This is a genomic window from Rhodococcus sp. IEGM 1366, from assembly GCF_033142425.1.
Taxonomy (GTDB): Bacteria; Actinomycetota; Actinomycetes; order Mycobacteriales; family Mycobacteriaceae; genus Rhodococcus_F; species Rhodococcus_F globerula.
Window position 1 is genome coordinate 114087 of record NZ_JAWLRZ010000003.1, and the last position, 24841, is coordinate 138927.

Genomic DNA, 24841 nt, shown 5'->3' on the forward strand with positions numbered 1-24841 from the left:
TTGGTTCTATCCGCAGGAGTTGGCACTACCGGCGCGGCCGGAGAGTGAAATCAGTTGCGGAGCCGGTGTAGCGCAACAACCACCTTCACTTTCCGCGGTATCGGGTTCGTCGAAAACTCCTGCCCCACCGCAGACTCCGGTTTCCGGGAGAATCAACTCCACCCGGGCAGCAGCTTCGTGATCACCGGCAAGTTCGGCGGCGATGCTGCGAACCTGCTCGTATCCGGTCATGGCCAAGAACGTCGGCGCGCGGCCGTAGCTCTTCATCCCCGCCAGGTACACACCCGGTTCGGGGTGTCGAAGTTCCTTCGCGCCATGGGGATACACCGTGCCGCAGGAGTGGACGTTCGGGTCGATCAGCGGCGCGAGCTGTGTCGGTGCCTGCAGTACGGGGTCGAGACCGAGGCGGATTTCCGAGAGCCAGGACAAATCAGGACGGAAGCCGGTCAATGCGACGACATTGTCGACGTTCTCGACCCGGTGACCGCCATCGGAGATCAGCGACACCTGGCCGTCCCCCGCGGATTCGACACTTGCGGTGCGGAATCCGGCGACCACAGTGAGGAGCCCGTCGTCGACGGCCTTCTTCGCGCGCAGTCCGAGCGCACCGCGAGCGGGCAGCTCGTCAGACTCGCCGCCGCCGAACGCGGAACCGACATTCCCCCGCCGGACCACCCAGGTGATTCGGGTGCCCTCCGCATCAAGTGCTGCCAGGGCGACCATCGCCGTCAGCGCCGAATGACCGCTGCCCGCGATGACGGTGTGCTTTCCCGCGAAACGTGCGCGCACGGCCTCGTCGTCGAGATCGGGGACACGGTACGTGATCACATCCCCGGCCGCATTTTCCCCGAGCGCCGGCAAACCTTCCCCGCCAAGAGGATTGGGTTCTCCCCAGGTCCCTGACGCATCGACAACACCTTGAGCGAAGACTCGATCCTCGGTCCCGTCGGTACGACGAATATGAATCGAGAGGGGTTCCGAGTCCCGGCCGTCGTCAACGACCAGGTCGCGGCCGCGCCGGGCAACGCCGACCACCTCGGTGCCAAACTGGACCACATCGCCGAGGGCTTTGGCGAGCGGCTCGAGGTAGAGCCGTCGCCATTGTTGCCCAGTCGGGTAAGTATCGGCGTCGGGCGAGTTCCATCCCTTCTGCTCGAGCAGGCGCCGAGCCGCCGGGTCGACAAGTTCGGACCAACGCGAAAACAGCCGCACGTGATTCCATTCGGATATCGCTGCGCCCGCCACCTCGCCGCGCTCGAACACCAGCGGTGCGAGGCCGCGCTCGCGCAACTGCGCAGCGGCAGCGAGACCGATCGGTCCGGCTCCGATCACCACAACAGGTAGTTCATCCATCACCAACACTCCTTCATCGACAGTCATCAATATTTAATCCGACTATATTGACGAACGTCGATGAATGCAACCATCGACCGTTATCGATATAGTGTGAATATGACATCGCTGCAGACTCCGGCCGTTCGCATCGGCGATTCGGCTCAGGGCCAGATCGGTTCGAACCTGATCGAACAGAGTGACGCCGACACGTATGCACAGTGGTTCGCTTGCCTGGCCGAGCCGATGCGGGTCCGACTCCTGCACCGGGTCGCGAGCGCTTCCGGCGGGATTACCGTCGGCGCACTCGCAGAAGCTCTGGGAATCGGACAACCAACCGTTTCCCACCATCTACGCAAGCTCGCCGACGTGGGATTCGTAGATCTGCGCAAGGATGGAACCAGCACCGTTGTTGCGATGAGTCCGACGTGCTGCGTTGCCTTGCCGCAGCCGGCCGACATCGTCATGGGAGTTCTCGCGCCGCGGCCCTGCTGCCCGACCGATCTGCCCGACGACGTCACCGTGCGGGCGATGGCCGACAAAGACTGGGACGCGGTCCTACGGATCTACGGCGAAGGGATCGACACCCGCAACGCCACCTTCGCCGTCGAGGTTCCTACCCGCGAGCAACTCGATGTGCAGTGGCTGCCAAAACACCGCTGGGTCGCGACCATCGACGATCTCGTCGTGGGATGGGCGACTCTGAGCCAAGCCTCCGGGAGAGACTGCTACCGCGGGGTTGCCGAGAATTCCGTCTATGTAGCCGACGGGATGCGTGGCCGAGGCGTCGGAAAAGCACTGCTACGCAAGCAGGTTATGTCCGCCGACGATGACGGCTTCTGGACCTTGCAGACCTCGATCTTCCCCGAAAACCGCGCTTCGATCTCACTGCATCACTCCGCCGGGTTCCGCACCGTCGGCATCCGCGAGAAGATCGCCCAACTCGACGGCATCTGGCGCGACACCGTTCTTCTCGAACGGAGATCAGCGGCCGAGTCCGCCTGAGGTCTTCGAGCGACGGTTCGGCCATCGCCGAATTGCGCCCTATTTCGATATCTGTCAATATTGACGAATGTCGAATCAAGACGTGCCGGAATCCGACGCGTGCTGCACCCCACTTGTCCGCGAACCGTTGACCGAGGACTGGGCCGGTGACTTGGCCCGGATGTTCAAGGCACTCGGCGACCCCGTGCGACTGCGCCTGTTGAGCCTGGTGGCCAGCCACAAGGGTGGAGAAGCCTGCGTCTGCGACATTTCCGACACGTTCGATCTGTCTCAGCCGACAATCTCGCATCACCTCAAGGTGCTGCGCCAGGCCGGACTGCTCGACTGCGAACGACGTGGCACCTGGGTGTACTACTGGGTTGTTCCTGCTGCACTACGACAGCTTTCAGCGGTTCTCCTGGTCGAAGGATCCGCCGCAGACAAATGCGCCGAGGTCACGGCATGAGCAACGCTGCCACAACCAAGAATCCAGCCGTTGTCGGCAAACTCTCCACTCTCGACCGATTTCTTCCGGCGTGGATCGGTGTCGCGATGGTTGCCGGACTGCTCCTGGGCCGTTGGGTTCCAGGCTTGAACACAGCAATCGAAAAGGTGCAGATCGACGGTATCTCGCTGCCGATCGCGCTGGGCTTGCTGATCATGATGTATCCCGTACTCGCGAAAGTCCGATACGACCGCCTCGACACCGTCACCGGCGACAAGAAACTCCTTGCCGGATCGCTGTTCCTGAACTGGATCCTCGGACCGGCACTGATGTTCGCCCTTGCCTGGCTTTTCCTGCCTGACCTCCCCGAATACCGGACGGGTCTGATCATCGTCGGCCTGGCCCGCTGTATCGCAATGGTCATCATCTGGAACGACCTGGCCTGCGGAGACCGCGAAGCCGCCGCGGTATTGGTAGCCATCAACTCGGTCTTCCAGGTAGTCATGTTCGCCGTGCTCGGCTGGTTCTACCTCTCGGTTCTGCCCGGGTGGCTCGGCCTCGAGCAGACAACGATCGACACGTCCCCGTGGCAGATCGCCAAATCCGTGCTGATCTTTCTCGGCATCCCGTTGCTCGCCGGCTTCCTGTCCCGCTTTTTCGGTGAGCGGTCGAAAGGCCGAGACTGGTACGACAACACGTTCATTCCCAAGATCAGCCCGTGGGCGCTCTACGGTCTGCTGTTCACTATCGTTGTCCTGTTTTCGCTGCAAGGCGAGCAGATCACTTCGCAGCCGTGGGACGTCGTCCGCATAGCGCTTCCCCTGCTGGCTTACTTCGCCCTGATGTGGGGCGGAGGCTACATCCTCGGTGCCACAATGGGATTGGGATACAAACGCACCACAACACTCGCGTTCACCGCAGCCGGCAACAACTTCGAATTGGCAATCGCCGTTGCCATCGCCACGTACGGCGCCACGTCCGGCCAAGCACTCGCCGGTGTTGTCGGCCCACTGATCGAGGTACCGGTGCTGGTCGGCTTGGTCTACGTCTCACTCGCTCTACGTAAACGCTTTGCCACCCAGGATATTTCACTCGAATCTGCCGACTCTACAAACGCATCGTCCTAGAGTTGCTTCGTGAAAGGAACCCGAAACTCATGTCCGACAAGCCCAGCGTTCTGTTCGTGTGCGTCCACAATGCCGGCCGGTCACAGATGGCGGCCGGATTCCTGAATCATTTCGCCGCCGATGCCATCGAGGTTCGCTCAGCCGGATCCGCGCCGGCCGAGAGCGTCAATTCCGCTGCGGTCGAAGCGATGGCGGAGCTAGGTATCGATATCTCCGACCAAACTCCGAAGATTCTCACCGCCGATGCAGTGCAGAATTCGGACGTTGTCATCACGATGGGTTGCGGTGATACTTGCCCGGTCTTCCCGGGTACAAGCTACCGAGACTGGGTTCTCGATGATCCGGCTGGAGCGGGCATCGACGCCGTCCGACCTATCCGGGACAAGATCAAGGCCCATGTACAGGCACTTGTCGACGAACTCACGGCCCAACCGGTCTAGCTGCTACTACCTAAACTGCAGTGTGGTTCTCGCTGCGTTCCGACTGCGCCAAGTGAGCACACGCCTGCACCAACAGTGCAAGTGACTCACTGGACAACCCCTCCGCGACACGCATGAATCGCAGCGCCCAGACGTCCGATACCTCGACCTCGTTGCTGCCACCCATCTCGCCCAACCATTCCAGGACGATCTTCCGGGGGTCTTGCCCCAGGAGTTCGCGACCATCGGTCAGCACTCCACCAGCCATCTCCCACTGAGCATCCGAGCAGGACAACACTGCCGCAAGGTGCCCACGAGTGAGTACCGTCCCCGATTCGGCCGCCGATTGGAACAGGACACCAAGGCGATCTGCTAAACCCCCGCCGCCGTATTGCCGATTGTCATTGTCGGACAACCCATTCGAGCTGCCGAGACTGATTGCCTGACGAGACATGGGAACGCCTTCCATGATGCTACCTCCACCGATTTCGCAATAACGGTCTTGTCACAACGGTCATCCATACGCCATCGGATGCCGTAGACATTCAGCCTGTCCACCAGGCTTACCGTTACAGGTTACCCAGATCTGTAAAGAAACGGCAAGTGTTTTGTTACATTCGCCCGAAAACTTCTTTTGTAGTGAACTATCTACATAAAACAAAGTACCGGTTGGTATGTATACAACTATGCCCGGTACCTGCCGGGTAAGTACCGTGAGAACTCGAGTAGGACTACGCATCCAGCCAAGGCGCTCGGACCTGCAGACTTATTGTCATGAGCACACCGACAACACCCTCGAAGAGCACCGCCGCATTTTTTGCACAGGCCGGAATAGCGTTTGCCGTGAGCTTCGTAGGCACCCTCGTGGGCATCGCCTACCTACCGATCGACGCCTGGCAGCGCGGATTCCTCGGCATGTCTCTACTGTTTCTGGTGACCAGCACATTCACCTTGGCAAAGGTGATTCGCGATCAGCAGGAAGCCTCCACCGTACGGGTTCGTATGGATGAAGCCAGGCTCGACAAACTGATCGCGGAACACGATCCATTCAAAGCTGCGGCGTGAGGACTTTCGACTCCCCCGCGGGGACGGGTGGTTGCCGCAGATCCAACCGTCGAAGCAATTGAGCGTTGACCGCAACCACCACGGTCGATACCGACATCAGGATTGCCCCCACTTCCATGGGCAGCACAAACCCGACAGGCGCCAGCACACCCGCAGCCAAGGGAACCGAAATCGCGTTGTAACCCGCTGCCCACCAAAAGTTCTGAACCATTTTCCGGTAGGTTGCGTGCGACAGCTCGATAACCGAGGCTACCGCTCGCGGATCATCGCTGGCCAGAACAACTCCCGCCGACGCGATCGCCACGTCAGTGCCGGCGCCACTGGCGATACCGACATCGGCCTGGGCCAACGCCCCATCACGACGTTGTCCCTCAATACATGCAGCACCGTCGAGCCTTCACCCAACCAGTGATCGCTACCTGAAATCACCTCAGCCACGGATTCCGACCCGCACCATCACCGTGCTGGTGATTGCGTGTCCGCACGCGCTGGGGCTGGCAATCCCGTTGGTAGGGTCGATTGCCACGGAACATGCTGCGCGAGCGGGGATTCTGATTACCGACCGCATGGCGCTCGAGAACATGCGCAGGCCACAGTGCCCGCAACCACCTGATCACCGATTGTGCGCCGCACCGTTTTCAACTCACCGGTGATCATGGACTCGTCCATGTCCTGAACGAATGCCCGAATCAACACCTCGACAATCGCGGGCACCGCTACAAGGCGGCCAGCATCGCTTGCATCTGCACAATCTCGGCCTGCTGAGCAGCGATGATCTCTTCTGCCAGCTTCTCGGCAGTTGGATCCAACCCGGAGTCGAGTTCGGTCTGCGACATGGTGATCGCGCCGGTGTGATGTTCGATCATCATGGTCAGCCACATCTTGTCGAACTCGACACCCTGGGCATCCATCATCTCGGCCATGTCGTCATCCGACATCATGCCCGGCATGTCCGCCATTCCTACTCCGTGACCGGAATGGTCCATGCCGCCTGTGGGGTTGGACGCCGGGTCGGGGCGCCCCCACTGTGTCAGCATTTCCGACATTTGCTGCATTTCCGGGTCCTGAGCAGCTTCGATCTGCGCTGCCAGCGCGATCAGTTCAGCGTTATCCGTCCGCCCCTCAACCATTTTTGCCATGTCGAGCGCCTGGGCGTGGTGCGGGTACATCCCCTCCAAGAACTCGATGTCCGCTGCGTTAACTCCCTGCGGGACCGCAGTCTGGGTGGCGGATATCGATGTCTCCGCTGCAGTTGTGGGCGCCGAATCACCGCCGTCCGAACAACCGGCGATCACCAACGCACCTGCTGCCAAGACGGGAACAAACTTCACATAACCACTCTTGAGAGAGAACACCACGACAACACTCCTGAAAATCCGACTTCACACGAAACTTATTACTGTGCAACGACTTCGAAATTGAAACCTTCGAAGCGTGCGTCCACCACCCTACCGACGAGAGTGCGCCGAAGCCCGTGATAACCGATCGAAACGGAGTACCTTCATCGAATCTTCACAGTCCACCGGAAGGCGCCGATATCGCCTCGCTGCTGGGCTAACCTGACAACATGAACTCCGAATCCGGACACTCACGCGCCGAGGGAGCCGACCGCGTCCTGGTGGTCGAGGACGAACCGGCACTCGCCAAGGTGGTAGCCAATTACCTTGCACGCGAAGGTTTTCACGTTCGCATCGCGCATGACGGTCCGACCGCCGTCGCGGCTGCCCATGATTTCGAACCTTCGCTTGTCGTTCTGGATCTGATGCTTCCCGGATTCGACGGCATGGAAGTCTGCCGACGAATCCGCAGTTTCTCCGATGCCTACATTCTGATGTTGTCGGCCCGCGGCGACGAGTCCGACAAGGTCGCGGGACTCGCAGCCGGTGCGGACGACTACGTGGTCAAACCCTTCGGACCGCGCGAACTTGTCGCGCGCGTCAAAGCGCTTCTACGTAGACCCAGGGCGTCGAGCCTGATGTCCGAACCGTTGCCGACGCCGGACGGCCTCGATATCGACCTCATCGCGCGGACCGTGCGCGTCGACGGAGCGCCCGTAGAACTCACCCCCACCGAGTTCGAACTTCTCACTGCCCTGGCGACCAGACCCGACGCCGCCCTGAGCCGAAGCGACATCATCACGGCAGTCTGGGGTTCCTCGTGGTTCGGCGATCAGCACATCGTCGACGTCCACATCCGCGCGCTCCGACGCAAACTCGGCGACGACGCAGCAGATCCCCGTTTCATCCGGACCGTGCGCGGTATGGGTTATGCATTGAGGTCGTCATGAACCGCCTCGGCCTGCGCGGCAGGTTGCTGGTCGCTCAGATTGTCGTTCTACTGGTGTGTTGCGTGACGATCGCTGCGGTCGCTGTCGCAATCGCGGCTCCTCTGTTCCACAATCACCTCGCGATGGCCGGGATCGAAGACGACAACGTCCGCCTGCACACCGAAGAAGCCTTCAGCCAAACAATATTCGTGGCACTGTTGAGCGGCATAGCGGTTGCACTCGTCGGCGCGAGTATCGCTGCGGTGTACGTCGTTCGGCGGATTACCGCACCTATCAGTCGACTCGCGGTCGCGGCGCAGAGCGTCGCCGAAGGCAAGTACGACGTCCACATCGAGCAATCGGATGTCGACTCGGATTTCACGCGCCTGGAAGGCGCATTCTGCGACATGGCCGAGCGACTTGATCATTCCGATCGCGTCCGTAAGCGCCTGTTGGCGGATCTGGCCCACGAATTACGCACTCCGGTATCAACTTTGGCAGCTTACGTGGACGGCCTCGAGGATGGTGTGCTCGAGGCCGATGGCACGTCATGGGCAGTGATGCGCGATCAACTGGAACGACTGCGACGGCTCGCTCATGATCTCTCCGATGTTTCGGCGGCCGACGAGCACGCCCTGGATCTCATTCTCGCAGCCGACGACCTCAGCGATATCGTCTGCAGCACAACAACTGCGGTCGCACCACGGTTCGAGGAACGCGCCGTGACGCTGTCTACGGCAACACCTGCGCACCCGGTGAGAGTTCGCGTCGATCGCCAGCGGATCGAACAAATTCTGTCCAACCTTCTCGAGAATGCATTGCGGCACACGCCAGGCGGGGGAAGCGTCGCCGTAGCCGTCACAGAATCGCCCGACCACATTTCGGTAGCTGTCAGCGACACCGGTGAGGGCATCCCGGAGGATCAACTCGAGTCTGTGTTCGACAGGTTTCATCGCGGCGAGAGTTCCGACGGTTCCGGATTGGGACTCACCATTGCGCGGAGTCTCGCACGCGCCCACGGCGGCACGTTGACGGCTCGGCCGAATCCGCTCGGCGGCACCATCCTCGAACTGGCACTGCCCGGGCAACTCGCATCAGACACATGAAAAACAGCGCCCGCCAACCAGGTGAACTGGTGGGCGGGCGCTGCCGAAAAGATGTATCAGGCGTTGACGATGGAATCCAATGCCGAGTAGAACAAGCCGAGTCCGTCGTCGCTGGGGCCGGTAAGAGCCTCGGTGGCGTGCTCGGGGTGCGGCATGAGTCCGACGACGCGACCGTTGGCGGAGGAAATACCCGCAATACGACGCTGTGAGCCGTTGGGGTTCTCTTCCGAGTAACGGAATACGACGCGGCCTTCGCCTTCGAGTTCGTCGAGAACGTTCTCGGATGCCTGGAAGCGACCTTCACCCGATTTGAGGGGGATGAGGATCTGCGCGCCGGCCTCGTAACGTGAAGACCAGGCCGTGTTGGTGGCTTCGACGGTCAGCCACTCGTCGCGGCAGATGAAGTGCAGACCCTGGTTGCGGGTGAGGGCTCCGGGGAGCAAACCAGCTTCGCAGAGGATCTGGAAGCCGTTGCAGATGCCGAGGACGGGCATGCCGCCCTTGGCTGCTTCGACAACCTTGCCCATGGCCGGAGCGAACCGTGCGATCGCACCACAGCGAAGGTAATCGCCGTAGGAGAATCCACCGGGGACGATGACTGCGTCGACGCCCTTGAGGTCGGCGTCGCCGTGCCACAGTGCCACAGCTTCACCGCCGGCCAAGTTCACCGCGCGAGCTGCGTCGACGTCGTCGAGTGTGCCCGGGAAGGTGATGACTCCGATTCGTGCGCTCATGCCTCGACTCGCCTGACGGTCCAATCCTCGATCACCGTGTTGGCCAGTAGGCCTTCGGCGATCTTCTCGAGCTCGGCATCTTCGACGCTGCCGTCGATTTCCAACTCGAACCGCTTGCCCTGACGGACATCGGATACTCCTGCAAAGCCCAGGCGAGACAGTGCCCCGACAATGGCCTGTCCCTGGGGGTCGAGAATCTCGGCCTTGGGCATGACTTCGACGACGACACGGGCCACGTGCTGCTCCTCGGTACTAGTGCGCGAACCCAGAGTGAAACACCGGGTATCGACGAGTTTACCGGGCGCAGTCTGGAACCTTCGCATCGAGTGAGAGCTGGGGTGACGCCCACCACCTGTAAAAGGCATACTCGAAATCATGCGACTGACACATTTTGGCCATTCCTGTGTACTTGTCGAATTGAACGGTTCGAAAATCCTCTTCGATCCGGGCAATTTCTCGCACGGTTTCGAGGGCGTGACCGGCCTCGACGCCATTCTCGTAACGCATCAGCACCCGGATCACGCGGATCCAGAGCGTCTGCCCGCTCTCGTCGACGCGAATCCCGACGCGGCTTTGTACAGCGATCCGCAAACTGCGGCCAAGCTCGGTGGCCGGTGGAATGCCGTTCGCGCGGGTGAGCACTTCAGCATCGGTGAGGTTCAGGTGACCGGCGCAGGCGGCGAGCACGCGATCATTCATCCCGATCTGCCGATGATCGACAACACTGCTTTCCTACTCGGCGATGCCGTCAATCCGGCACAGTTCATGCACCCGGGTGACTCGTTGGTCGTGCCCGAGCAGTCCGTTGATGTTCTTGCTTTGCCTGCCGCTGCGCCGTGGTTGAAGATCTGGGAAGCCGTCGACTATCTCCGAGCGGTAGCTCCTCGTGTCGCGGTGCCTATTCATCAGGGCATACTCCGCGAGGAGGCATCTGGCATCTTCTACGGTCGTTACTCCGACATGGCCCCCGCCGGCACCGAGTTCCGGGTGCTCGACGAGGAGTCCGACGTCGAGATTGCGTAGCTGGAGTTTTCCGAGGCGAGTTTCTTCTATGCCTTCACCTTGACGATGATCCAGCCGGTGCTTGTCCCACCATTCGCGTCGGTAAGGGTGTAGAGAATCTTGTCGGTGCCCGTCTTCGTTCCGGCTTTGAACACCACTTTGCCGTTTTCGAGCTTCACGGTGCCACCGAGCAGTGACGTTGCCTCGACACCGGTCACGGAGATCGAATCTCCGTTGCTGTCATGATCATTCGCGACTGCGTCGATCGTGGCCGTAGCACCGGATCGAACTTCTGCGGTGTCGAGTGCTGCGTAAGGCGGCAACGCGGTCGCGGTGTACCGGCCCAGGTCATCGAGTCGAGCCGACGCGACCTCGGCGGCATCGACGATGGCGGCAAATTCTGTTCCGTCGAAGCGGGCCAGATCATTGCCGTTCATGATCGTGCGGCCCTCCGCGCTACCTCCGTGGTAGTCATCGGCGTAAAAATTGTGTCCCAGTTCGTGACGGAGTACCCGGGAGAAGTTACCGTCGCCTTCCGCGCCGACGTGCGCGTAGCTGTGATCGATGAGGAACTTGGAGTAGTAGGCGTTTCCGCCACCGGACTTGCACACGACTGTCGCCTGATCGACGGTGGTGCCGACTTTGTCGGACCACTCGCTCTCGAGAGCATCAAAGTTTTCGCAGGAGGTCTTGTACGGATCACTGGCTGCATCGGCCCGCAGCACGACTTGACCGACGACCGGCCGAATTCCCACGTCCCTCATCCAGATCACCGCAGTTCGCGCGATGGATTCCTCGACGCGATCCAATGCAACTGCAGGACTGCCGTTGCCGTGCGCCGAGTACCACTCCCCGCTCAAATCCAATCCGATGTCGAACTGCTTCATGGTTTTTCCCACTGATGCAGCCGACGCGGGCGCGATAGCAGCGGTTGGCCATGTGGGGGCCGCGTCGGTCGGCGCGGAGGTACGGCCCACTACCGACGAGCCGACAAAATCGATAGAGGCGCCTCGATCGAAGATCACCTGTCCACGAAGGGTTCCGGTGGAGTCGACGATGGCGGCAACAACTGCGTCTGGATGACCGTCGACGCTTCCGAGATACGAACGTGGTGCAGGCAACTCCGAATCAACAAGGGCGCCACCGGATTTCTGCACGGCCATACGAAAATCCTTGCCGCGCAGATCTACCTTGTCCAACCGCAACGTCAAGGACGAGCCCTGATCATCGACGGTTGCAACGAGGGCGCCCTGGCCCGATTCGCTCGATCCGCCATCCAGGCTGCCAGTGGACAGCGAACCCAGGTCGACCGGTGCCGCAGTTGCCACAGTGGGTACCAGTGCCGCGCAGGCGAGTGCGCCCACTGCCGCGACAATACGTCGATTAGTCGACTTCGAGAACACTCGTGCGCGCATGGTTGTATCCCAGCCCGATCTACTAGCGGTAAATTAACTGGAAGCACCGTAGCACCGAACTGAGGCGTCGACCACACCCCCGAGGATGATTGTCCACTTTGCCCGCAAATTGTTGAGAGTCCGAAAATACCGTCGCTGATCACATAAAAGGTATTGAACGTACATTCCGATACCTAGCCGAGGGCGCAGGCAGCTAATCCAGCTACTCAATAGTTGCTATAGCTCGGTCAATCATCCCGTCGACAATCCGAACAGAAAACGCAGCGAACACGGTCGCAAGAGGTTGGCGGCATTCGCTATCAGTAATGCTGATCCCGGCTATCAGCATATTCATCTTCCCTTATCACCAGTGGCCGATCGATAGTGGTGGGAGTCACAAGCATGTGGCGCAATCCCCACACCGAAAGGGTCAGTCTCGTGGACCTTTCCGCCATCCCCCATCCGACATTCGCACTTGGCACCGTCAGGAGCGCCGATCGCTCGTATGCCGCGTTACTCGTCGACACCATGGTGCTCGACCTCGACACGGTCGCCGACACGCTCGCACTGGAGACACCGATCACGATTCGCGCAGTTCTCGATGCGTGGGACCGAACCGAACCGATCCTGCGCGGGCTGGGCGTCGACGCCGGTTGTTGGGTGCCAGTTGATTCGGTGACTGCTGCGGCACCGCTCGAGCCTCGCCAGATCCTGCAGGCGGGCGCCAATTACCGCACCCATGTCATCGACCTTGCGGTCAAGCATGCCGACATCGCCAACGGACGTTCGGAGGAGCAAGTTCGCATCGAGACAGCGGCGATGATGGATAAGCGCGCAGCAGAGGGAGATCCGTACTTCTTCATCGGCCTGCCATCTGCAGTCACCGGCCCGTACGACACCGTGACGTTGCCACCGAACACCACGACGAACGACTGGGAGCTCGAACTGGCGGCCGTAATCGGAAGACCCGCCCATCGACTGAGCCCCGAGAACGCTCTCACCGCAGTTGCCGGCTACACCATCGTCAATGACCTGACCACGCGTGAATTCGTCTTTCGCCGGGACATGCCCGAAATCGGCACGGACTGGCTGCGCGCGAAGAATGCACCCGGTTTCCTCCCCCTCGGCCCGTGGATAGTGCCGAGCGCGGAGGTCGGCGATCTGTCGGAGCTTCGTCTCACGTTGGAACTGGATGGGCAAGTGATGCAGGACGAATCCACCAAGGACATGCTTTTCGATACGGCTCAGCTCATTTCAGCGGTATCGCAAACCGTGACGTTGCTTCCGGGTGACCTTGTCCTGACCGGTAGTCCCGCGGGCAACGGGATGCACTGGGGCCGACTCCTTCGCGACGGCGACGTCATGGAATCGACAATTACAGGCTTGGGCTACCAACGAACGCCCGTCGTGCAGGCAACAATCGCTAGCGACGCCCGATGAGTGGCGCAGCGGTTGCGTCGGTTCTTGTCGTCGGAGCAGGCATCGCGGGAACTGCCGTTGCGGCAACGCTTGCGCGCGGTGGCGTAGAAGTTGACCTGGTCGAGATCAAACCACGTAACAGCGCACTCGGTTCCGGTATTACGTTGCAAGGAAACGCACTCCGAATCCTTCGAGACCTCGGAGTCTGGGACCAAGTCGCCGACAACGGGTTTGCATTCGACACTCTGGGGCTTCGCGCTCCGGATGCCGACGGCACAGTTCTCGTCGAGATGCCGGATGCGCGAACCGGTGGCCCTGACCTACCCGCGACACTGGGCATCGAGCGTCCGCTACTCGCGGAGATCCTGCATGCCAATGCCGAGAGCGCCGGCGTCAAGATGAAATTCTGCACCACGACAACGGGCCTGGTGCAGGATAATCAGGGAGTCGACGTCACTTTCTCCGACGGTTCGACGCGTCGCTACGACGTAGTGATCGGCGCAGACGGAATCCGGTCCTGGACAAGGCGCGCGCTGGGCATTCCGTTGGACACCAAGCCGACCGGGATGGGAATCTGGCGACTGATCGGCCGCCGTCCTGCGGCTGTGACGCGGACCGACCTCTACTACGGCGGAGCGTGCTATATCGCGGGCTACTGCCCCACCGGGGAGGACAGCCTGTACGCATATCTGGTCGAGGACGCTCGGGATCGCAGCAACCTCAGTCCGGAGGAGCAACTCGCGGTGATGCGGGAACTCGCGTCGAACTATCACGGCCCCTGGGACGAAATCCGCGAGCAACTGACCGATCCCGCGGCTGTCAACTACACATGGTTCGAGTCTCACGTACTGGACCAACCGTGGAACCGAGGCCGCGTCGTCCTGATCGGCGACGCTGCGCATGCCTGCCCTCCCACCCTCGCACAAGGAGGCGCGCAAGCACTCGAAGACGCAGCGGTACTCGCCGAACTGCTCCTCGACAGAAGCCTTGTCGACGAACATCTCTGGGACGAATTCATGAATCGGCGATTCCCGCGCGCGAAGGCCGTTGTCGAAGCGTCGTTGCAACTGGGCACGTGGATGCTCGATCACGACCAGGACGCGGACGTACCCGCCCTCATGGGTCGTATCGCAGCGCTTGTCAGCGAGCCGGCATGACAACCCCGGTGACGGATGTTCATGCCCACGCGATCATTCCGGAAGTGGAAGCAGTTGTCGCAGGGCAGGAAGGGCTGGCCCGGCATCGCCTGCTCGACGCGCAGCGCAACGGTGAGGAATCGCTCGCCGTATCCGGAAAGATGGTGGCGCAACGCATTCCGCAGCTCACCTCCGTCGAGCGCCGCTTGCGCGATATGGACGCTGCCGGCATCGACGTGCAGGTGGTGTCGCCGTCACCGTCGCAATACCACTACTGGGCAGATGAAGATCTGGCAATGACTTTGTGCCGCAGCGCAAACCGTGGGATCGCTGCTTTGGTCGCCGAAGAACCCGATCGATTCGTGGGTCTTGGTCTCGCTCCACTGCAGCACCCCCACTTGTGTGTGGCGGCTTTGGATGACGCGGTCCACGGGTGCGGACTGGCCGGCATCGAAATATCCTCACATGCGCAGTATGCCGAGGGCGAGGGAACTGTCGAACTGTCGGACAGCCGCCTGGAACCGCTCTGGGAGCGTGCGGAGGAACTCGGCGCAGTCATATTTCTGCACCCCTTCGGCTGCACGCTCGACGCCAGGCTTGATCGTTTCTACCTGTCCAATACCGTGGGACAGCCGGTGGAGAACGCAACTGCACTGTCGCACTTGATCTTTTCCGGAGTGCTCGACCGCCATCCGGCACTCGAAATCATCGCTGCGCATGGCGGCGGTTACCTGCCCACTTACTTGGGACGTTCGGATCACGCCTGGCGGGTGCGCCCCGAAGCGCGCAGATGCGCACAACTTCCGAGCAGCTATCTCAGCCGCATTACCTTCGACTCTCTGGTTCACGGATCCGGCGCACTACGTGCCCTGGTCGAAGCTGTCGGCTCCGAAAGGGTAGTTCTCGGGTCCGACTATCCATTCGACATGGGATCCGACGACCCTGTGGGCGAAATCAACTCGGCCGGATTCGATCTCGCCGCGAGCCGACGTCTGCTCGGTGGAAACGCCGCCCGACTCGGACTGATCCCCGACAACACCCGATCACACACTCCCGGAGTTCCCTCATGAGCGGTTACGCATTCACTCACCTGCGTCACGTCGATCTCGCAGTGCCGGACTACGACGCTCAAGTCGAGTTCTACAGCAAGCAATGGGGGTTGACGGTCACCGCAACAGATGGTGATGTCGCATACTTGGCGGCCGAGGGGTCGCCTGAGCAGTACGTCGTGCGATTGCGCCGCGCTGAAGACAAGCGCCTCGACCTGGTGTCCTACGGTGTCGCAGACGCTCTGCAGGTAGATCAACTCGCCGAACGCCTCGCGCAGGACAATGTACAACTCGTCGGCGAACCGGACACTATGCAAACGCCCGGTGGCGGATACGGGTTCCGGTTCTTCGATGTCGACGGCCGTACCGTCGAGGTATCCGCCGATGTCGCCGTCCGAACGCATCGGAAAGTGGAAGAGGGCGAGTCGATTCCGGTCAAACTTTCACACGTCGTGCTCAATTCCCCCAATCCTGAACGCACAGTATCGTTCTACGACAAGCACTTCGGGTTCCGGTTGTCGGACACTCTCATGCATCCACGGATGGGCGAGATGATGTGGTTCCTTCGAACCAACTCGCATCACCACAGTATGGCTGTCGCGCGTGGACCACATGTGTCGCTGCACCATGCCTCTTTCGAGCTTCGTGGTATCGACGAGTACATGCGGGGAACCGGAAGATTGTTGCGCAACGGAACCGAGAAGATCTGGGGGCCCGGGCGGCACCTCGCCGGCAACAACACTTTCTCCTATTTCCTCGATCCCAACGGCAACACTGTCGAATACACCACGGAACTCGAGGTTCTCGACGAGGATTCGTGGCACCCGCACCTTTACGATTTCTCCGATCCTGCCGTCTCCGACCAATGGGGCACGGCAAACGCGATGGATGAGTTCGTCGCAACTAAGTCGTTCAACGACCCTGACAAGGGCCTGTTCGTTGCCCCACCGGTGTAAGGGATTGCCATGAAGTTTGTTACGTATCTCCACGAGGACGTCGAACAGTCCGGTGTCGTCTCAGGCTCGCGAGTATTTCCGATTGCGGGGAATCCTTCGGTACTCGATCTCGTGACATCAGGCCTCGACAGTGCGCTTCACGCCGGCGATAGCGCCCTCAGAATGGGCAAAAGTGCTGCACTCGAAAGAGTTTCACTGCGTGCACCGCTGCAACCGCCGACCGTTCGAGACTTCGTTGCTTTCGAAGAACATGTCGAAGGCGTACGGCGCAGCATCGACGGCCAAGCCGGGGTGGTGGAAGCCTGGTACGAAGCGCCTCGGTTCTACTTCACCAATCCTTACGCGATAGTCGGTCCCGATGAGCAGGTGCGTGCGCCCTACGGATGCGCAGCGCTGGATTTCGAACTCGAGGTGGCCGCGGTGATCGGCAGATCCGGGTCCGGCATCACCGCGAAGGAAGCGACCGACCACATATTCGGGTACACAATCCTCAACGACTGGTCCGCCCGCGATCTGCAAAGCCGCGAGATGCAGGTGAATCTGGGGCCGTCGAAGGGCAAGGATTTTGCAACGTCGATCGGACCGTGGTTGGTGACCGCCGACGAACTCGACCCGTATCGAGACAGTGAGGGCTTCCTCGATCTCGAGTGCACCGTCGGTGTCAACGGTGTTGAGGTCGGCCGGGATATGTTGTCCAACATGGGCTGGACCTTCGAGACCATGACGGCGTACGCCTCACGAGACACGTGGGTGCACCCCGGGGATATTCTCGGTTCCGGGACCGTCGGAAACGGGGGTTGTCTCGCTGAACTATGGGGACGCAACGGAGAGAGAACGCCAGCACCCCTACGTGTCGGTGACCGAGTCGTCCTGTCTGTCGATGTGCTCGGAACACTCGCCAACACCGTTGTCGCCGAACTTCCCGCACCGGCACTGCCTCCTGTCCGGCGCCGCGATCATGCGCGTGCTCGAGCGAGCCTTCGGGCCGCCCGATGACCGACCTCACAGACAAGATCATCGTAGTCACCGGGGCCGCTGCAGGGATCGGCGCTGCCGTCGCGAACGTCTCACATGCACGGGGAGCCAGGGTAATCCGGTTGGACGTTGCACCCCCAGTCGAATCCGGACCCACCCACAAGTCTTTCGATGTCACCGATTCGACGGCTTGGGCGGACCTTCGGGACGAACTTTCTGCCGTCGTGGTGCATGGTCTGGTGAATTGTGCTGGGATAACCTGGCGTTCGCGCCTCGGCGAAGTCACCGCCTCCGATTTTGCACGCGTACAGGCTGTGAACGTGATGGGTCCGCTACTCGCCATTCAGTCATTGACTCCCCTCATGCAGGCCGGTGCATCGATCGTCAACATCGGGTCGCTCGCTTCGGTAACCGGGCATTACCCCATCGCGTACACGGCAAGCAAATGGTCGCTTCGAGGTGTGACACGATCCGCGAGCCTCGAACTGGGATCGCGCGGGATTCGCGTCAACATCGTGCATCCGGGTTTCATCGACACACCGATGACGGCCTCCGCGTCCGAAGCGTTTCGTCTCGGTTCGATCGCCGAAACACCTATGGGCCGAGCAGGTTCACCGGATGAGGTTGCGCGGGTGGTGGCGTTCCTACTGAGCGACGACGCTTCGTTCGTGAGTGGAGCCGAGATCGCCGTCGACGGAGGCGCATCGGGCCACGGCGGTGTGAAATCCATTTCCGACGCTCTGCACGAAGATTCAATTCGCTCCCGACACGAACAGGATTAGACGTGGACACCGAATACGAACTGGACCGATCAGATCCGGAAGCGGCCATCGCGGCCGCCGCAAAGCGCTGCTCCAACTGGGGACGCTGGGGTCCCGACGACGTTCGAGGCACAATGAACTTCCTCGACGAGTCGAAGCGAGTAGGAGCTGCATCACTGATAACGAGAGGAGTCTCCTTCTCCCTGGCACAGAGTTTCGATATGGACGGCCCGCAAAAAGGGTGGCGTCGTCGCACTAATCCCGTCCACACGATGCTCGACACGGGAACGGATGCCGTAGCCGGAGTGCAGGGATTTCCCCACGGAATCGGCGGCGCCGACGACGTGGTGTCGATGCCGCTGCAATGCTCGACTCAATGGGACGGCCTCGGTCACATCTTCGATCATGGAAAGGCCTGGAACGGCCGGCCGGCCGATCAGGTTGTCACCAGCCTCGGCGACGGAGTAACCGGGATCGAGACAGTTTCCGATGTAATCGTCGGGCGCGGAGTGCTTCTCGACGTCGGTCGCCATATCGGCGACGGTGAACTTCCCGACGGATTCCCCATCACGACCGAACATCTGGTCAGTACCGCCATGGCGCAGGGATCGTCGGCCAAGGTGGAGCGTGGCGACATAGTGCTGGTGCGCACGGGCCAACTCGCCCGCACTCGACGCGAGGGCTGGGGCGACTATGCCGGCGGCGCTGCACCCGGTCTCTCGTTCACGACAGCCGACTGGCTGCACCAAAGCGAGATTGCGGCAATTGCCACCGACACGTGGGGATTCGAGGTGCGTCCCAACGAGTTCGACGACGCTTTCCAACCGCTGCATCAGGTTGCTATCCCGAACATCGGGCTCTTTCTCGGCGAGATGTGGGATCTGGATGCTCTGGCCGAGGACTGTGCCCGCGACGGTGTCTACGAATTCTTCCTCACCGCAGCACCGATTCCGGTAACCGGAGCTGTGGGATCTCCGGTCAACCCCATCGCGGTGAAATGAGCAGCGACAGTGGTCGACTGGCCGGAAAGGTCGCCGTCATCACCGGCACCGCTGGTGGGCAGGGGCGTGCAGCGGCACTACTCTTCGCTTCGGAGGGTGCGATTGTCTACGGGTGCGACATCAAGGTCGACGAGGCTCGCGAGACGGCTGATCTCGTCGAATCGTCCGGAGGCCTGATGATCGACAGCTCACCGCTCGACCTCACGGACCCCGCCGCGGTATCCGTCTGGCTGGACTCGGTTTCCGCAGAACACGGTCGAATCGACATTCTGTACGCCAACGCGGGCGCCACCCGGTTCTCCCCCGTCGCGGACACATCCCTCGAGGATTGGAAATTCGTGCTGACCTACGAATTAGACGTGGTGTTCCTACCCGTCAAGCATGCGTGGCGTCACCTGCAGCGTTCACAGGCCGGAGCCGTCATCCTGGTTGGGTCCACAGCCGGCGTATCGGGCTCGGTAACCAATCCTCGCATCGCCCACACCGCTACCAAGGGCGCTGTGGTAGCGATGACCAAACAGTTGGCCGCGGAAGGTGCATCGTGCGGAATTCGAGTCAATTGTGTAAGCCCGGGGATGATTCGCACGCCCGCCACCGAGGCCGACCTTCTCTCCGACGATCATCCGATGAGTCGGATCGCGCTGAAGATACCCATGGGCCGAGTCGGACTGCCGGGGGAAGTGGCGTCTTGTGCCCTCTTCCTGGCCTCCGAAGAAGCGTCCTACGTGACCGGTGCAAATCTGATGATCGACGGCGGCTGGTCGGCGGTACTTCCTGGCGCGTGAGCCTGTTTGATCCACGCGGTATGGCTGATACTGATCGAACCGCACAAACACGGGAGCGTCATGAACCTGGGTAACTTGGACCTCAACCTGTTGGTCTCGCTCGACGCATTGCTACGCGAGCGGAGCGTCACCCGTGCAGCAAGCCGGATGAACCTCAGCCAGCCCGCGTTGAGCGCGGCATTGGGCAAACTCCGCAAGCACTTCGCCGACGAACTTCTGGTGCGATCAGGAAATTCCTACTTGCTCACTCCCCTGGCCAGTCAATTGCTCGAACGGTGCGCTCTAGCATTGTCGGACGTCGAAAGGGTCTTTGCGGCCACCGCGCACTTCGATCCAGCGGAGTGCGAGCGCGAATTCACTATCCTCACATCCGATTACGGACTGAGTATTCTGGGCCCCGACTTTGCGGCTGCAATGGCTCGGCACGCACCGAGAGTCCAAATCCGGTTCGAACAGCACTCTCCCGACATAATCGATCACGCCTTCGAGCGCCTCCGCGTCACCGACACCATCTGGCTTCCACACGGATTCCTCAGCGACCTGCCACATATGGACCTGTACACGGATCGGTGGGTGTGCGTTGCAGCCACGAACAATCCGGCAATCACGGAAGAGCTGACGGTGGAGAATCTCCGCACCCTTCCTTGGGTTGTCAATTACCAAACTCCCACGGCGTATACGCCTGCCACTCGACAGATGGAGCTGTTGGGTATCACCCCGCAGATCCAGGTGATCACGGATTCGTTCATCACCATCGCAGCCATGATCTCCGGTACCGATCGCATCGCACTGGTTCAGGAAAGGCTGGCAAGGCGCATCTCTCCCGAACTCGGTGTGATTATCTGGCCGGTACCCTTCGACGTCGTACCTTTGGTCGAGGCGGCGTGGTGGCATCCGCTGTCCGATCGCGATGTCGAACATCGCTTCATGCGTGATGTCCTTGCCTCCGTTGCCGAGTCGGTGTCGACCGATCCCCACACAACCTGAACAGACGCCCCGTTTCTGTCGATATCACTCGGACTGATGTCAAATACCCGCGAAAGTGATTTCCCTGCAACGGCTTCCACCTGCACACTTCGAGATGACCTGTGATGCAGGTCATGCCGAGAAGGACAAGGGGAAGTCATGACACGAATTACCTCGCCGAACACCGGCGCGAGCAGTGCAAGTATCCGACGCGCGGGACCAGCCCAAGGTGTTCTACTGCTGTCCATGAGCTGCCTGTCGGTGCTCGGAGCTGTGCTGCTGGCGCCGATGCAGCCTCGCATGGTCGATGCTTTTGCAGATCAACCTGGCGTCGCAGCTCTCGTTCCGTTGGTCATCACGGTGCCAGCCCTGATGATCGGCCTGCTGGCGCCTGTGGCGGGACGAATTGTGGATCGAGTGGGACGTCTCCAACTCCTCACTGCCGCGCTCGTCGTCTACGCTGCTTTCGGCACTGCTCCACTCTGGCTGAACAGCCTGCCGCTGATAGTCGCGAGTCGCTTCGGTGTGGGAGCAGCGGAAGCGGCGATCATGACGTGCTGCACCACGCTGCTCGCCGATTACTTCGAAGGTAAGGAACGAGATCGCTATCTCGGCCTCCAGATGGTCTTCACTTCCCTGTCCGCGGTTGTGTTCATCGCGGTCGGCGGCGCTCTGGGACAAGTGGATTGGCGTGCACCGTTCTGGCTGTACAGCGTCAGTCTCGTTTTTGCCGTGCTGTGCCCGCTACTCCTGTGGCGGCCGGTTGCCGCCGCAGCCGATGCATCCCGCGACGTTCCGATGCGTTGGCGTCCACTCCTGATCCCTCTCGCCGTAACGTTTGTCGGCGGAATTTTGTTCTACGCACCCATCGTCGAATTGTCGTATCTACTCGATGCGATCGGAGTCAGCTCACCGGGTATCATCGGCCTTGTAAGTGGATTCGCCTCTGCCGCAACAGCGCTCGGAGCCTTACTGTTCAGCCGAATATCCACGTGGGGCCCACGACGGCTTCTTGCCGCGTCGTTCTTGTTGATCGGTGCCGGACTCGCGGGAATGGGCGTCGGCAATACTGCCACGTCGATTGCGGCCGGCGCAATCGTCGCCTCTGCCGGCGCAGGCGTTCTGCTACCAACCCTCGTCACCTGGGTACTGTCTCAACTCGATTTCGAACAGCGCGGGCGCGGAACGGGTGCGTGGACCGCCAGCCTCTTTACCGGCGAGTTCATCTGTCCCATTCTTGTCATCGGATTGGCTGCACTGTTCGGCGGATTGCCGCCCGCCATTATCGTTCTCGGCGCAGCATCCGCGGCAACAGCGCTGGTGGTACGGACCGCTCTTCGCTAGGCTGCGCCCAGTTCCGACGCCGATGAGTTCCACCGGTACACATTCGATGTCGCTTCATGGAAGAGCGCAAGGTCGATCGCGTCGAGCATCGCCCGACGCGGCCCTTCGTTCCCCAACTGCTTGGCCGAAATCGACAGTCGGACAAGGCCGCCGCGCTTTGCGCTGCGGCCGGCCCCGAGGATCAGGGCCCGGCACCACCACGGTTCGACTTTGAAACCCTCACCGATTCCGAGCACACGACCTCGCTGCGATGTTCCTCGCGCAAGGTCGTGCACGGCGCCGAGTCCGGCCATCGAGCGAAATCCGGCCTCCGGCAACACCGACATCGCTCCGGTGGAGGCCACCCAGCGGGGCGGAGCGAACACTCTGGTGCGCAATCCTGCCTGCTCCAACACTCGATCTGCTGCCAGCAGACGGAGTTTTGCCTCATGCCTGGACAGCGTCGCGAACTCCGCGCGTCGACGCTTGGTCGCCGCCTGATCGTAGCCGTGCAATACGACGGCATCCCCGTGCTCGCGGCGTTCACGCAACCAGGCAGCGGTAACGGCGTCGTCGGCGAGTCGGTATTTGTCTTTGAGCCTGGGTGCCACGAGGAGGGAAAGCCGCACTCCCCTTGCATCCATCTCGTCTGCGAATCCCGCAGCGAGATAACATGTCTCGTCTCTGATTCCGGACACTGACACGATCAGTTCAGCAGACATACCTCTGATGGTGGCAGCTCCGGGTGAACAACACACTGCCGCCGGATGATCATCCGGCGGCAGGTGGTGGTCAGTTGTGCGGCAGAACCGCTTCGATGGCGGCAATGACCTCGGGAGCGTCCGGCTCGGTGCGCGGACGGAAACGGTTGACGACGGTTCCGTCCGGCGCGATGAGGAACTTTTCGAAGTTCCACTGAATGTCGCCGGCTTCGCCGTCTGCATCGGGAGTCTTGGTGAGTTCTGCGTACAGCGGGTGACGGTTCTCGCCGTTGACCTCGATCTTCTCCATCATCGGGAACGTGACTCCGTAAGTGGTGGAGCAGAAGGATTCGATCTCTTCGGCGGTGCCGGGTTCTTGGCCCATGAACTGGTTGCATGGGATACCGATCACGGTCAGGCCGCGATCTGCGTACTCACTCGCCAGCTTCTCGAGCGTCGCGTACTGCGGGGTGAGACCGCACTTGGACGCGACGTTGACCACGAGCACGGCCCGGCCACCGTATTCGCCCAGCGAGGTGGGTACACCGCCGAGTGTGTTGATCACGATGTTCTGTACTGGAGTTGTCATGATGTCCAACTTAGCGACTATCTCGCCCACCGCTACGTCGATGCTCCGAGAATTCGATCGAGGTCGTCCAGAACGGTGAGCCCACCGAACGATCCGACGCCGGTGATCCAGTACGACATGTCGACCAGGGCACTTCCGGCCACGTAAGTCCATTGCCGAAGAGTGACCTAAAGGGGCCACCGCTTCGGGGTGTTTGATGCCCAAATGTCCGTTATGTTCGCGAAGTGGTTACTTTCTGGTGCCATGCCGCACGGTGCGGGGACCAAATTGTGAAGGCCAAATAGATGACGACTCTTGATTCTCGCTCTGGGTGGACTCGCCTTGGTAGCGCCCGCCTCGCCGCCCTGGTCGGCGGGATCACGCTTGCCGCTTCCATGACGTTCGGTACCGCGGTCGGACCTGCGTCAGCAGAAACCGCCGCCGAATTCCTCGCCAGTCGGTGCGCAAATTACATCGCCAACCCCCAACCCTACGAGGCCGCCAGAAGCCATTGTGATGGGGCGGACCTGTCCGGCGTAGACCTGTCCGGCGTGGACCTGTCCTGGGCGTTCCTGACCGAAGCGAACCTCGCCGACACTGACCTCACCGGCACTGACCTGCACGGCGCCTACATGGCTGACGCGAACCTGGCCAACGCAACCCTGACCGGCGCGAACATGGACTCCGCGTACCTGGGTCAAGCGAACCTGACCGGCGCGAACCTGACCAACGCGAACCTCACCGACGCTGACCTGACCAGCGCGAACCTCACCGACGCTGACCTCACCGACGCGAACCTCACCGAAGCGAACCTGACCCGCGCGAACCTAACCGGCGCGAACCTAACCGGCGCGAACCTGACCGACCTGAACCTGACCGGCTCAGCTCTAGTGCCTGCCGACATCACTGTGGACGTTATGGATGCCGGATGGTCGTACGACGGGGCCTACGTAACATGGGCCACTCCCAGTATGCCCACCGGAGTGGAATTCGGCGCCTGTGACTATCCCTCCGGGACAAAGTTTCCCACCGAGCTCACGGTCGTGAAATGCGACGTCGCCACTTCCTCCAGCGGCAGTTATGGCTACTTCACCGTCTACGTCATCCCCGGACCGAACTGGGGCGAACCACCCGTCACCGGATCCCTTGGCTCTCTGAACTCGTTCTTCGGCAGCTGACCTTCCCGACAGTGCACGCGTCATCAGTGCAGGCTACCCCTCAAAAACATTGTCCTCCAAACCCTTCCGTAGGGGTGGAGGACTACCGTTCGGATTTCTCTCACCGATCAGTGTCCGAGAAAAGATCGGTTGACGGACACAGCGGCTTC

The 24841-nt window shown here is 61.1% G+C and carries 27 protein-coding genes and 1 pseudogene; 19 read left to right on the forward strand and 9 right to left on the reverse strand.

The features are described from left to right. Nucleotides 1–6: 6 nt before the first annotated feature. Nucleotides 7–1353, reverse strand: coding sequence for an NAD(P)-binding domain-containing protein (locus R4P64_RS10275; protein WP_317821083.1), 1347 nt, complete (start codon nucleotides 1351–1353; stop codon nucleotides 7–9). 99 nt (nucleotides 1354–1452) lie between these two features. Between R4P64_RS10275 and R4P64_RS10280 the strand changes: the two genes are divergently transcribed. The 4 genes from R4P64_RS10280 to R4P64_RS10295 all read left to right on the forward strand — a co-directional run bounded on the left by R4P64_RS10280 (nucleotide 1453) and on the right by R4P64_RS10295 (nucleotide 4328). Beyond that, a complete protein-coding gene (locus R4P64_RS10280) occupies nucleotides 1453–2337 on the forward strand; it encodes a helix-turn-helix domain-containing GNAT family N-acetyltransferase (protein ID WP_033234329.1) in 885 nt (294 codons plus the stop codon). A 67-nt stretch (nucleotides 2338–2404) separates the two neighbouring features. Continuing rightward, nucleotides 2405–2782 carry a metalloregulator ArsR/SmtB family transcription factor gene (locus tag R4P64_RS10285; protein WP_317540665.1) on the forward strand — a complete coding sequence of 126 codons (378 nt, stop codon included), beginning with the start codon at nucleotides 2405–2407 and terminating at the stop codon, nucleotides 2780–2782. Further along, entirely contained in the window at nucleotides 2779–3888 is a 1110-nt protein-coding gene (gene arsB / locus R4P64_RS10290) for an ACR3 family arsenite efflux transporter (protein ID WP_033233939.1), read from the forward strand. The genes R4P64_RS10285 and arsB overlap by 4 nt, the downstream gene beginning before the upstream one ends. 29 nt (nucleotides 3889–3917) lie before the next feature. After that, nucleotides 3918–4328, forward strand: a complete 411-nt coding sequence (locus R4P64_RS10295) for an arsenate reductase ArsC (RefSeq protein ID WP_033233938.1) — start codon at nucleotides 3918–3920, stop codon at nucleotides 4326–4328. A gap of 10 nt (nucleotides 4329–4338) precedes the next feature. Here the strand turns inward: R4P64_RS10295 and R4P64_RS10300 are convergent, their stop codons facing one another. After that, nucleotides 4339–4761 (reverse strand): hypothetical protein, encoded by a 423-nt coding sequence (locus tag R4P64_RS10300; protein ID WP_154883440.1) that lies wholly within the window; start codon nucleotides 4759–4761, stop codon nucleotides 4339–4341. 320 nt (nucleotides 4762–5081) lie between these two features. On the opposite strand from R4P64_RS10300, the gene R4P64_RS10305 reads away from it, so the two are divergent. Then, the gene (locus R4P64_RS10305; protein ID WP_033233936.1) at nucleotides 5082–5372 is read left to right on the forward strand and encodes a YiaA/YiaB family inner membrane protein; all 291 of its coding nucleotides are present in this window, start codon (nucleotides 5082–5084) and stop codon (nucleotides 5370–5372) included. On the opposite strand, the pseudogene R4P64_RS10310 reads toward R4P64_RS10305, so the two are convergent. Together R4P64_RS10310 and R4P64_RS10315 are read right to left on the reverse strand one after the other, a co-directional pair. Further along, a pseudogene (locus R4P64_RS10310) lies at nucleotides 5356–5724 on the reverse strand (heavy metal translocating P-type ATPase); the annotation flags it as partial. The gene R4P64_RS10305 and the pseudogene R4P64_RS10310 overlap by 17 nt on opposite strands. A gap of 364 nt (nucleotides 5725–6088) precedes the next feature. After that, entirely contained in the window at nucleotides 6089–6727 is a 639-nt protein-coding gene (locus tag R4P64_RS10315) for a DUF305 domain-containing protein (RefSeq protein ID WP_045069717.1), read from the reverse strand. A gap of 212 nt (nucleotides 6728–6939) precedes the next feature. Between R4P64_RS10315 and R4P64_RS10320 the strand changes: the two genes are divergently transcribed. Both R4P64_RS10320 and R4P64_RS10325 read left to right on the forward strand, forming a co-directional pair. Then, complete coding sequence (locus R4P64_RS10320) at nucleotides 6940–7659, forward strand: response regulator transcription factor (RefSeq protein WP_033233934.1); 720 nt, start codon at nucleotides 6940–6942, stop codon at nucleotides 7657–7659. Further along, nucleotides 7656–8744, forward strand: a complete 1089-nt coding sequence (locus tag R4P64_RS10325) for a sensor histidine kinase (protein WP_317820650.1) — start codon at nucleotides 7656–7658, stop codon at nucleotides 8742–8744. The genes R4P64_RS10320 and R4P64_RS10325 overlap by 4 nt, the downstream gene beginning before the upstream one ends. 56 nt (nucleotides 8745–8800) lie before the next feature. On the opposite strand, the gene purQ is transcribed toward R4P64_RS10325, so the two are convergent. Beyond that, nucleotides 8801–9478, reverse strand: coding sequence for a phosphoribosylformylglycinamidine synthase subunit PurQ (gene purQ, locus R4P64_RS10330; RefSeq protein ID WP_033233932.1), 678 nt, complete (start codon nucleotides 9476–9478; stop codon nucleotides 8801–8803). Continuing rightward, nucleotides 9475–9714 carry a phosphoribosylformylglycinamidine synthase subunit PurS gene (gene purS, locus R4P64_RS10335; RefSeq protein WP_003945817.1) on the reverse strand — a complete coding sequence of 80 codons (240 nt, stop codon included), beginning with the start codon at nucleotides 9712–9714 and terminating at the stop codon, nucleotides 9475–9477. Before purS ends, purQ begins: the two co-directional genes overlap by 4 nt. A gap of 139 nt (nucleotides 9715–9853) precedes the next feature. Here purS and R4P64_RS10340 point away from each other — a divergent pair, with 139 nt between their 5' ends. Further along, complete coding sequence (locus R4P64_RS10340; protein WP_033233931.1) at nucleotides 9854–10501, forward strand: MBL fold metallo-hydrolase; 648 nt, start codon at nucleotides 9854–9856, stop codon at nucleotides 10499–10501. 26 nt (nucleotides 10502–10527) lie between these two features. Here R4P64_RS10340 and R4P64_RS10345 read toward each other — a convergent pair whose 3' ends face one another. Beyond that, nucleotides 10528–11895, reverse strand: coding sequence for an Ig-like domain-containing protein (locus R4P64_RS10345; RefSeq protein WP_317540662.1), 1368 nt, complete (start codon nucleotides 11893–11895; stop codon nucleotides 10528–10530). A 417-nt stretch (nucleotides 11896–12312) separates the two neighbouring features. On the opposite strand from R4P64_RS10345, the gene R4P64_RS10350 reads away from it, so the two are divergent. The 10 genes from R4P64_RS10350 to R4P64_RS10395 all read left to right on the forward strand — a co-directional run bounded on the left by R4P64_RS10350 (nucleotide 12313) and on the right by R4P64_RS10395 (nucleotide 22266). Continuing rightward, nucleotides 12313–13314 (forward strand): fumarylacetoacetate hydrolase family protein, encoded by a 1002-nt coding sequence (locus R4P64_RS10350; protein ID WP_233364169.1) that lies wholly within the window; start codon nucleotides 12313–12315, stop codon nucleotides 13312–13314. Further along, nucleotides 13311–14450, forward strand: coding sequence for an FAD-dependent monooxygenase (locus tag R4P64_RS10355; protein ID WP_317820652.1), 1140 nt, complete (start codon nucleotides 13311–13313; stop codon nucleotides 14448–14450). Before R4P64_RS10350 ends, R4P64_RS10355 begins: the two co-directional genes overlap by 4 nt. Continuing rightward, complete coding sequence (locus tag R4P64_RS10360) at nucleotides 14447–15499, forward strand: amidohydrolase family protein (RefSeq protein ID WP_219110905.1); 1053 nt, start codon at nucleotides 14447–14449, stop codon at nucleotides 15497–15499. Before R4P64_RS10355 ends, R4P64_RS10360 begins: the two co-directional genes overlap by 4 nt. Beyond that, nucleotides 15496–16434 carry a VOC family protein gene (locus tag R4P64_RS10365; protein WP_219110904.1) on the forward strand — a complete coding sequence of 313 codons (939 nt, stop codon included), beginning with the start codon at nucleotides 15496–15498 and terminating at the stop codon, nucleotides 16432–16434. Before R4P64_RS10360 ends, R4P64_RS10365 begins: the two co-directional genes overlap by 4 nt. 9 nt (nucleotides 16435–16443) lie before the next feature. Continuing rightward, nucleotides 16444–17430: a fumarylacetoacetate hydrolase family protein gene (locus tag R4P64_RS10370; protein ID WP_317820654.1), complete on the forward strand. Its 987-nt coding sequence runs from the start codon at nucleotides 16444–16446 to the stop codon at nucleotides 17428–17430. Beyond that, a complete protein-coding gene (locus R4P64_RS10375; RefSeq protein ID WP_317540658.1) occupies nucleotides 17427–18191 on the forward strand; it encodes an SDR family oxidoreductase in 765 nt (254 codons plus the stop codon). Before R4P64_RS10370 ends, R4P64_RS10375 begins: the two co-directional genes overlap by 4 nt. A gap of 2 nt (nucleotides 18192–18193) precedes the next feature. Then, entirely contained in the window at nucleotides 18194–19171 is a 978-nt protein-coding gene (locus R4P64_RS10380; protein ID WP_219110902.1) for a cyclase family protein, read from the forward strand. Beyond that, entirely contained in the window at nucleotides 19168–19956 is a 789-nt protein-coding gene (locus R4P64_RS10385; protein ID WP_317540656.1) for an SDR family NAD(P)-dependent oxidoreductase, read from the forward strand. The genes R4P64_RS10380 and R4P64_RS10385 overlap by 4 nt, the downstream gene beginning before the upstream one ends. Before the next feature lie 60 nt (nucleotides 19957–20016). Continuing rightward, the gene (locus tag R4P64_RS10390; RefSeq protein ID WP_219110900.1) at nucleotides 20017–20943 is read left to right on the forward strand and encodes a LysR family transcriptional regulator; all 927 of its coding nucleotides are present in this window, start codon (nucleotides 20017–20019) and stop codon (nucleotides 20941–20943) included. A 138-nt stretch (nucleotides 20944–21081) separates the two neighbouring features. Further along, nucleotides 21082–22266: an MFS transporter gene (locus R4P64_RS10395; protein WP_219110899.1), complete on the forward strand. Its 1185-nt coding sequence runs from the start codon at nucleotides 21082–21084 to the stop codon at nucleotides 22264–22266. Here the strand turns inward: R4P64_RS10395 and R4P64_RS10400 are convergent. Both R4P64_RS10400 and R4P64_RS10405 read right to left on the reverse strand, forming a co-directional pair. Beyond that, nucleotides 22263–22967, reverse strand: a complete 705-nt coding sequence (locus R4P64_RS10400) for a DUF2334 domain-containing protein (protein WP_033233929.1) — start codon at nucleotides 22965–22967, stop codon at nucleotides 22263–22265. The genes R4P64_RS10395 and R4P64_RS10400 overlap by 4 nt on opposite strands. A gap of 70 nt (nucleotides 22968–23037) precedes the next feature. After that, nucleotides 23038–23535: a glutathione peroxidase gene (locus tag R4P64_RS10405; protein WP_033234327.1), complete on the reverse strand. Its 498-nt coding sequence runs from the start codon at nucleotides 23533–23535 to the stop codon at nucleotides 23038–23040. A gap of 284 nt (nucleotides 23536–23819) precedes the next feature. Between R4P64_RS10405 and R4P64_RS10410 the strand changes: the two genes are divergently transcribed. After that, nucleotides 23820–24692 (forward strand): pentapeptide repeat-containing protein, encoded by an 873-nt coding sequence (locus R4P64_RS10410; RefSeq protein WP_317820657.1) that lies wholly within the window; start codon nucleotides 23820–23822, stop codon nucleotides 24690–24692. The last annotated feature ends 149 nt before the right edge of the window (nucleotides 24693–24841 follow it).

Excerpts from the sequence above, each read along its gene's own strand:
- R4P64_RS10275 (WP_317821083.1), bottom strand. The coding sequence starts at position 1,353 with ATGGATGAACTACCTGTTGTGGTGATCGGAGCCGGACCGATCGGTCTC.
- R4P64_RS10405 (WP_033234327.1), bottom strand. The coding sequence starts at position 23,535 with ATGACAACTCCAGTACAGAACATCGTGATCAACACACTCGGCGGTGTA.
- R4P64_RS10395 (WP_219110899.1), top strand. The coding sequence starts at position 21,082 with ATGACACGAATTACCTCGCCGAACACCGGCGCGAGCAGTGCAAGTATC.
- R4P64_RS10365 (WP_219110904.1), top strand. The coding sequence starts at position 15,496 with ATGAGCGGTTACGCATTCACTCACCTGCGTCACGTCGATCTCGCAGTG.
- R4P64_RS10285 (WP_317540665.1), top strand. The coding sequence starts at position 2,405 with ATGTCGAATCAAGACGTGCCGGAATCCGACGCGTGCTGCACCCCACTT.
- R4P64_RS10375 (WP_317540658.1), top strand. The coding sequence starts at position 17,427 with ATGACCGACCTCACAGACAAGATCATCGTAGTCACCGGGGCCGCTGCA.
- R4P64_RS10300 (WP_154883440.1), bottom strand. The coding sequence starts at position 4,761 with ATGTCTCGTCAGGCAATCAGTCTCGGCAGCTCGAATGGGTTGTCCGAC.
- R4P64_RS10320 (WP_033233934.1), top strand. The coding sequence starts at position 6,940 with ATGAACTCCGAATCCGGACACTCACGCGCCGAGGGAGCCGACCGCGTC.
- R4P64_RS10400 (WP_033233929.1), bottom strand. The coding sequence starts at position 22,967 with ATGTCTGCTGAACTGATCGTGTCAGTGTCCGGAATCAGAGACGAGACA.
- R4P64_RS10390 (WP_219110900.1), top strand. The coding sequence starts at position 20,017 with ATGAACCTGGGTAACTTGGACCTCAACCTGTTGGTCTCGCTCGACGCA.
- R4P64_RS10385 (WP_317540656.1), top strand. The coding sequence starts at position 19,168 with ATGAGCAGCGACAGTGGTCGACTGGCCGGAAAGGTCGCCGTCATCACC.
- R4P64_RS10345 (WP_317540662.1), bottom strand. The coding sequence starts at position 11,895 with ATGCGCGCACGAGTGTTCTCGAAGTCGACTAATCGACGTATTGTCGCG.
- arsB (WP_033233939.1), top strand. The coding sequence starts at position 2,779 with ATGAGCAACGCTGCCACAACCAAGAATCCAGCCGTTGTCGGCAAACTC.
- R4P64_RS10370 (WP_317820654.1), top strand. The coding sequence starts at position 16,444 with ATGAAGTTTGTTACGTATCTCCACGAGGACGTCGAACAGTCCGGTGTC.
- R4P64_RS10355 (WP_317820652.1), top strand. The coding sequence starts at position 13,311 with ATGAGTGGCGCAGCGGTTGCGTCGGTTCTTGTCGTCGGAGCAGGCATC.
- purQ (WP_033233932.1), bottom strand. The coding sequence starts at position 9,478 with ATGAGCGCACGAATCGGAGTCATCACCTTCCCGGGCACACTCGACGAC.
- R4P64_RS10280 (WP_033234329.1), top strand. The coding sequence starts at position 1,453 with ATGACATCGCTGCAGACTCCGGCCGTTCGCATCGGCGATTCGGCTCAG.
- R4P64_RS10360 (WP_219110905.1), top strand. The coding sequence starts at position 14,447 with ATGACAACCCCGGTGACGGATGTTCATGCCCACGCGATCATTCCGGAA.
- R4P64_RS10340 (WP_033233931.1), top strand. The coding sequence starts at position 9,854 with ATGCGACTGACACATTTTGGCCATTCCTGTGTACTTGTCGAATTGAAC.
- R4P64_RS10295 (WP_033233938.1), top strand. The coding sequence starts at position 3,918 with ATGTCCGACAAGCCCAGCGTTCTGTTCGTGTGCGTCCACAATGCCGGC.
- R4P64_RS10305 (WP_033233936.1), top strand. The coding sequence starts at position 5,082 with ATGAGCACACCGACAACACCCTCGAAGAGCACCGCCGCATTTTTTGCA.
- R4P64_RS10410 (WP_317820657.1), top strand. The coding sequence starts at position 23,820 with ATGACGACTCTTGATTCTCGCTCTGGGTGGACTCGCCTTGGTAGCGCC.
- R4P64_RS10325 (WP_317820650.1), top strand. The coding sequence starts at position 7,656 with ATGAACCGCCTCGGCCTGCGCGGCAGGTTGCTGGTCGCTCAGATTGTC.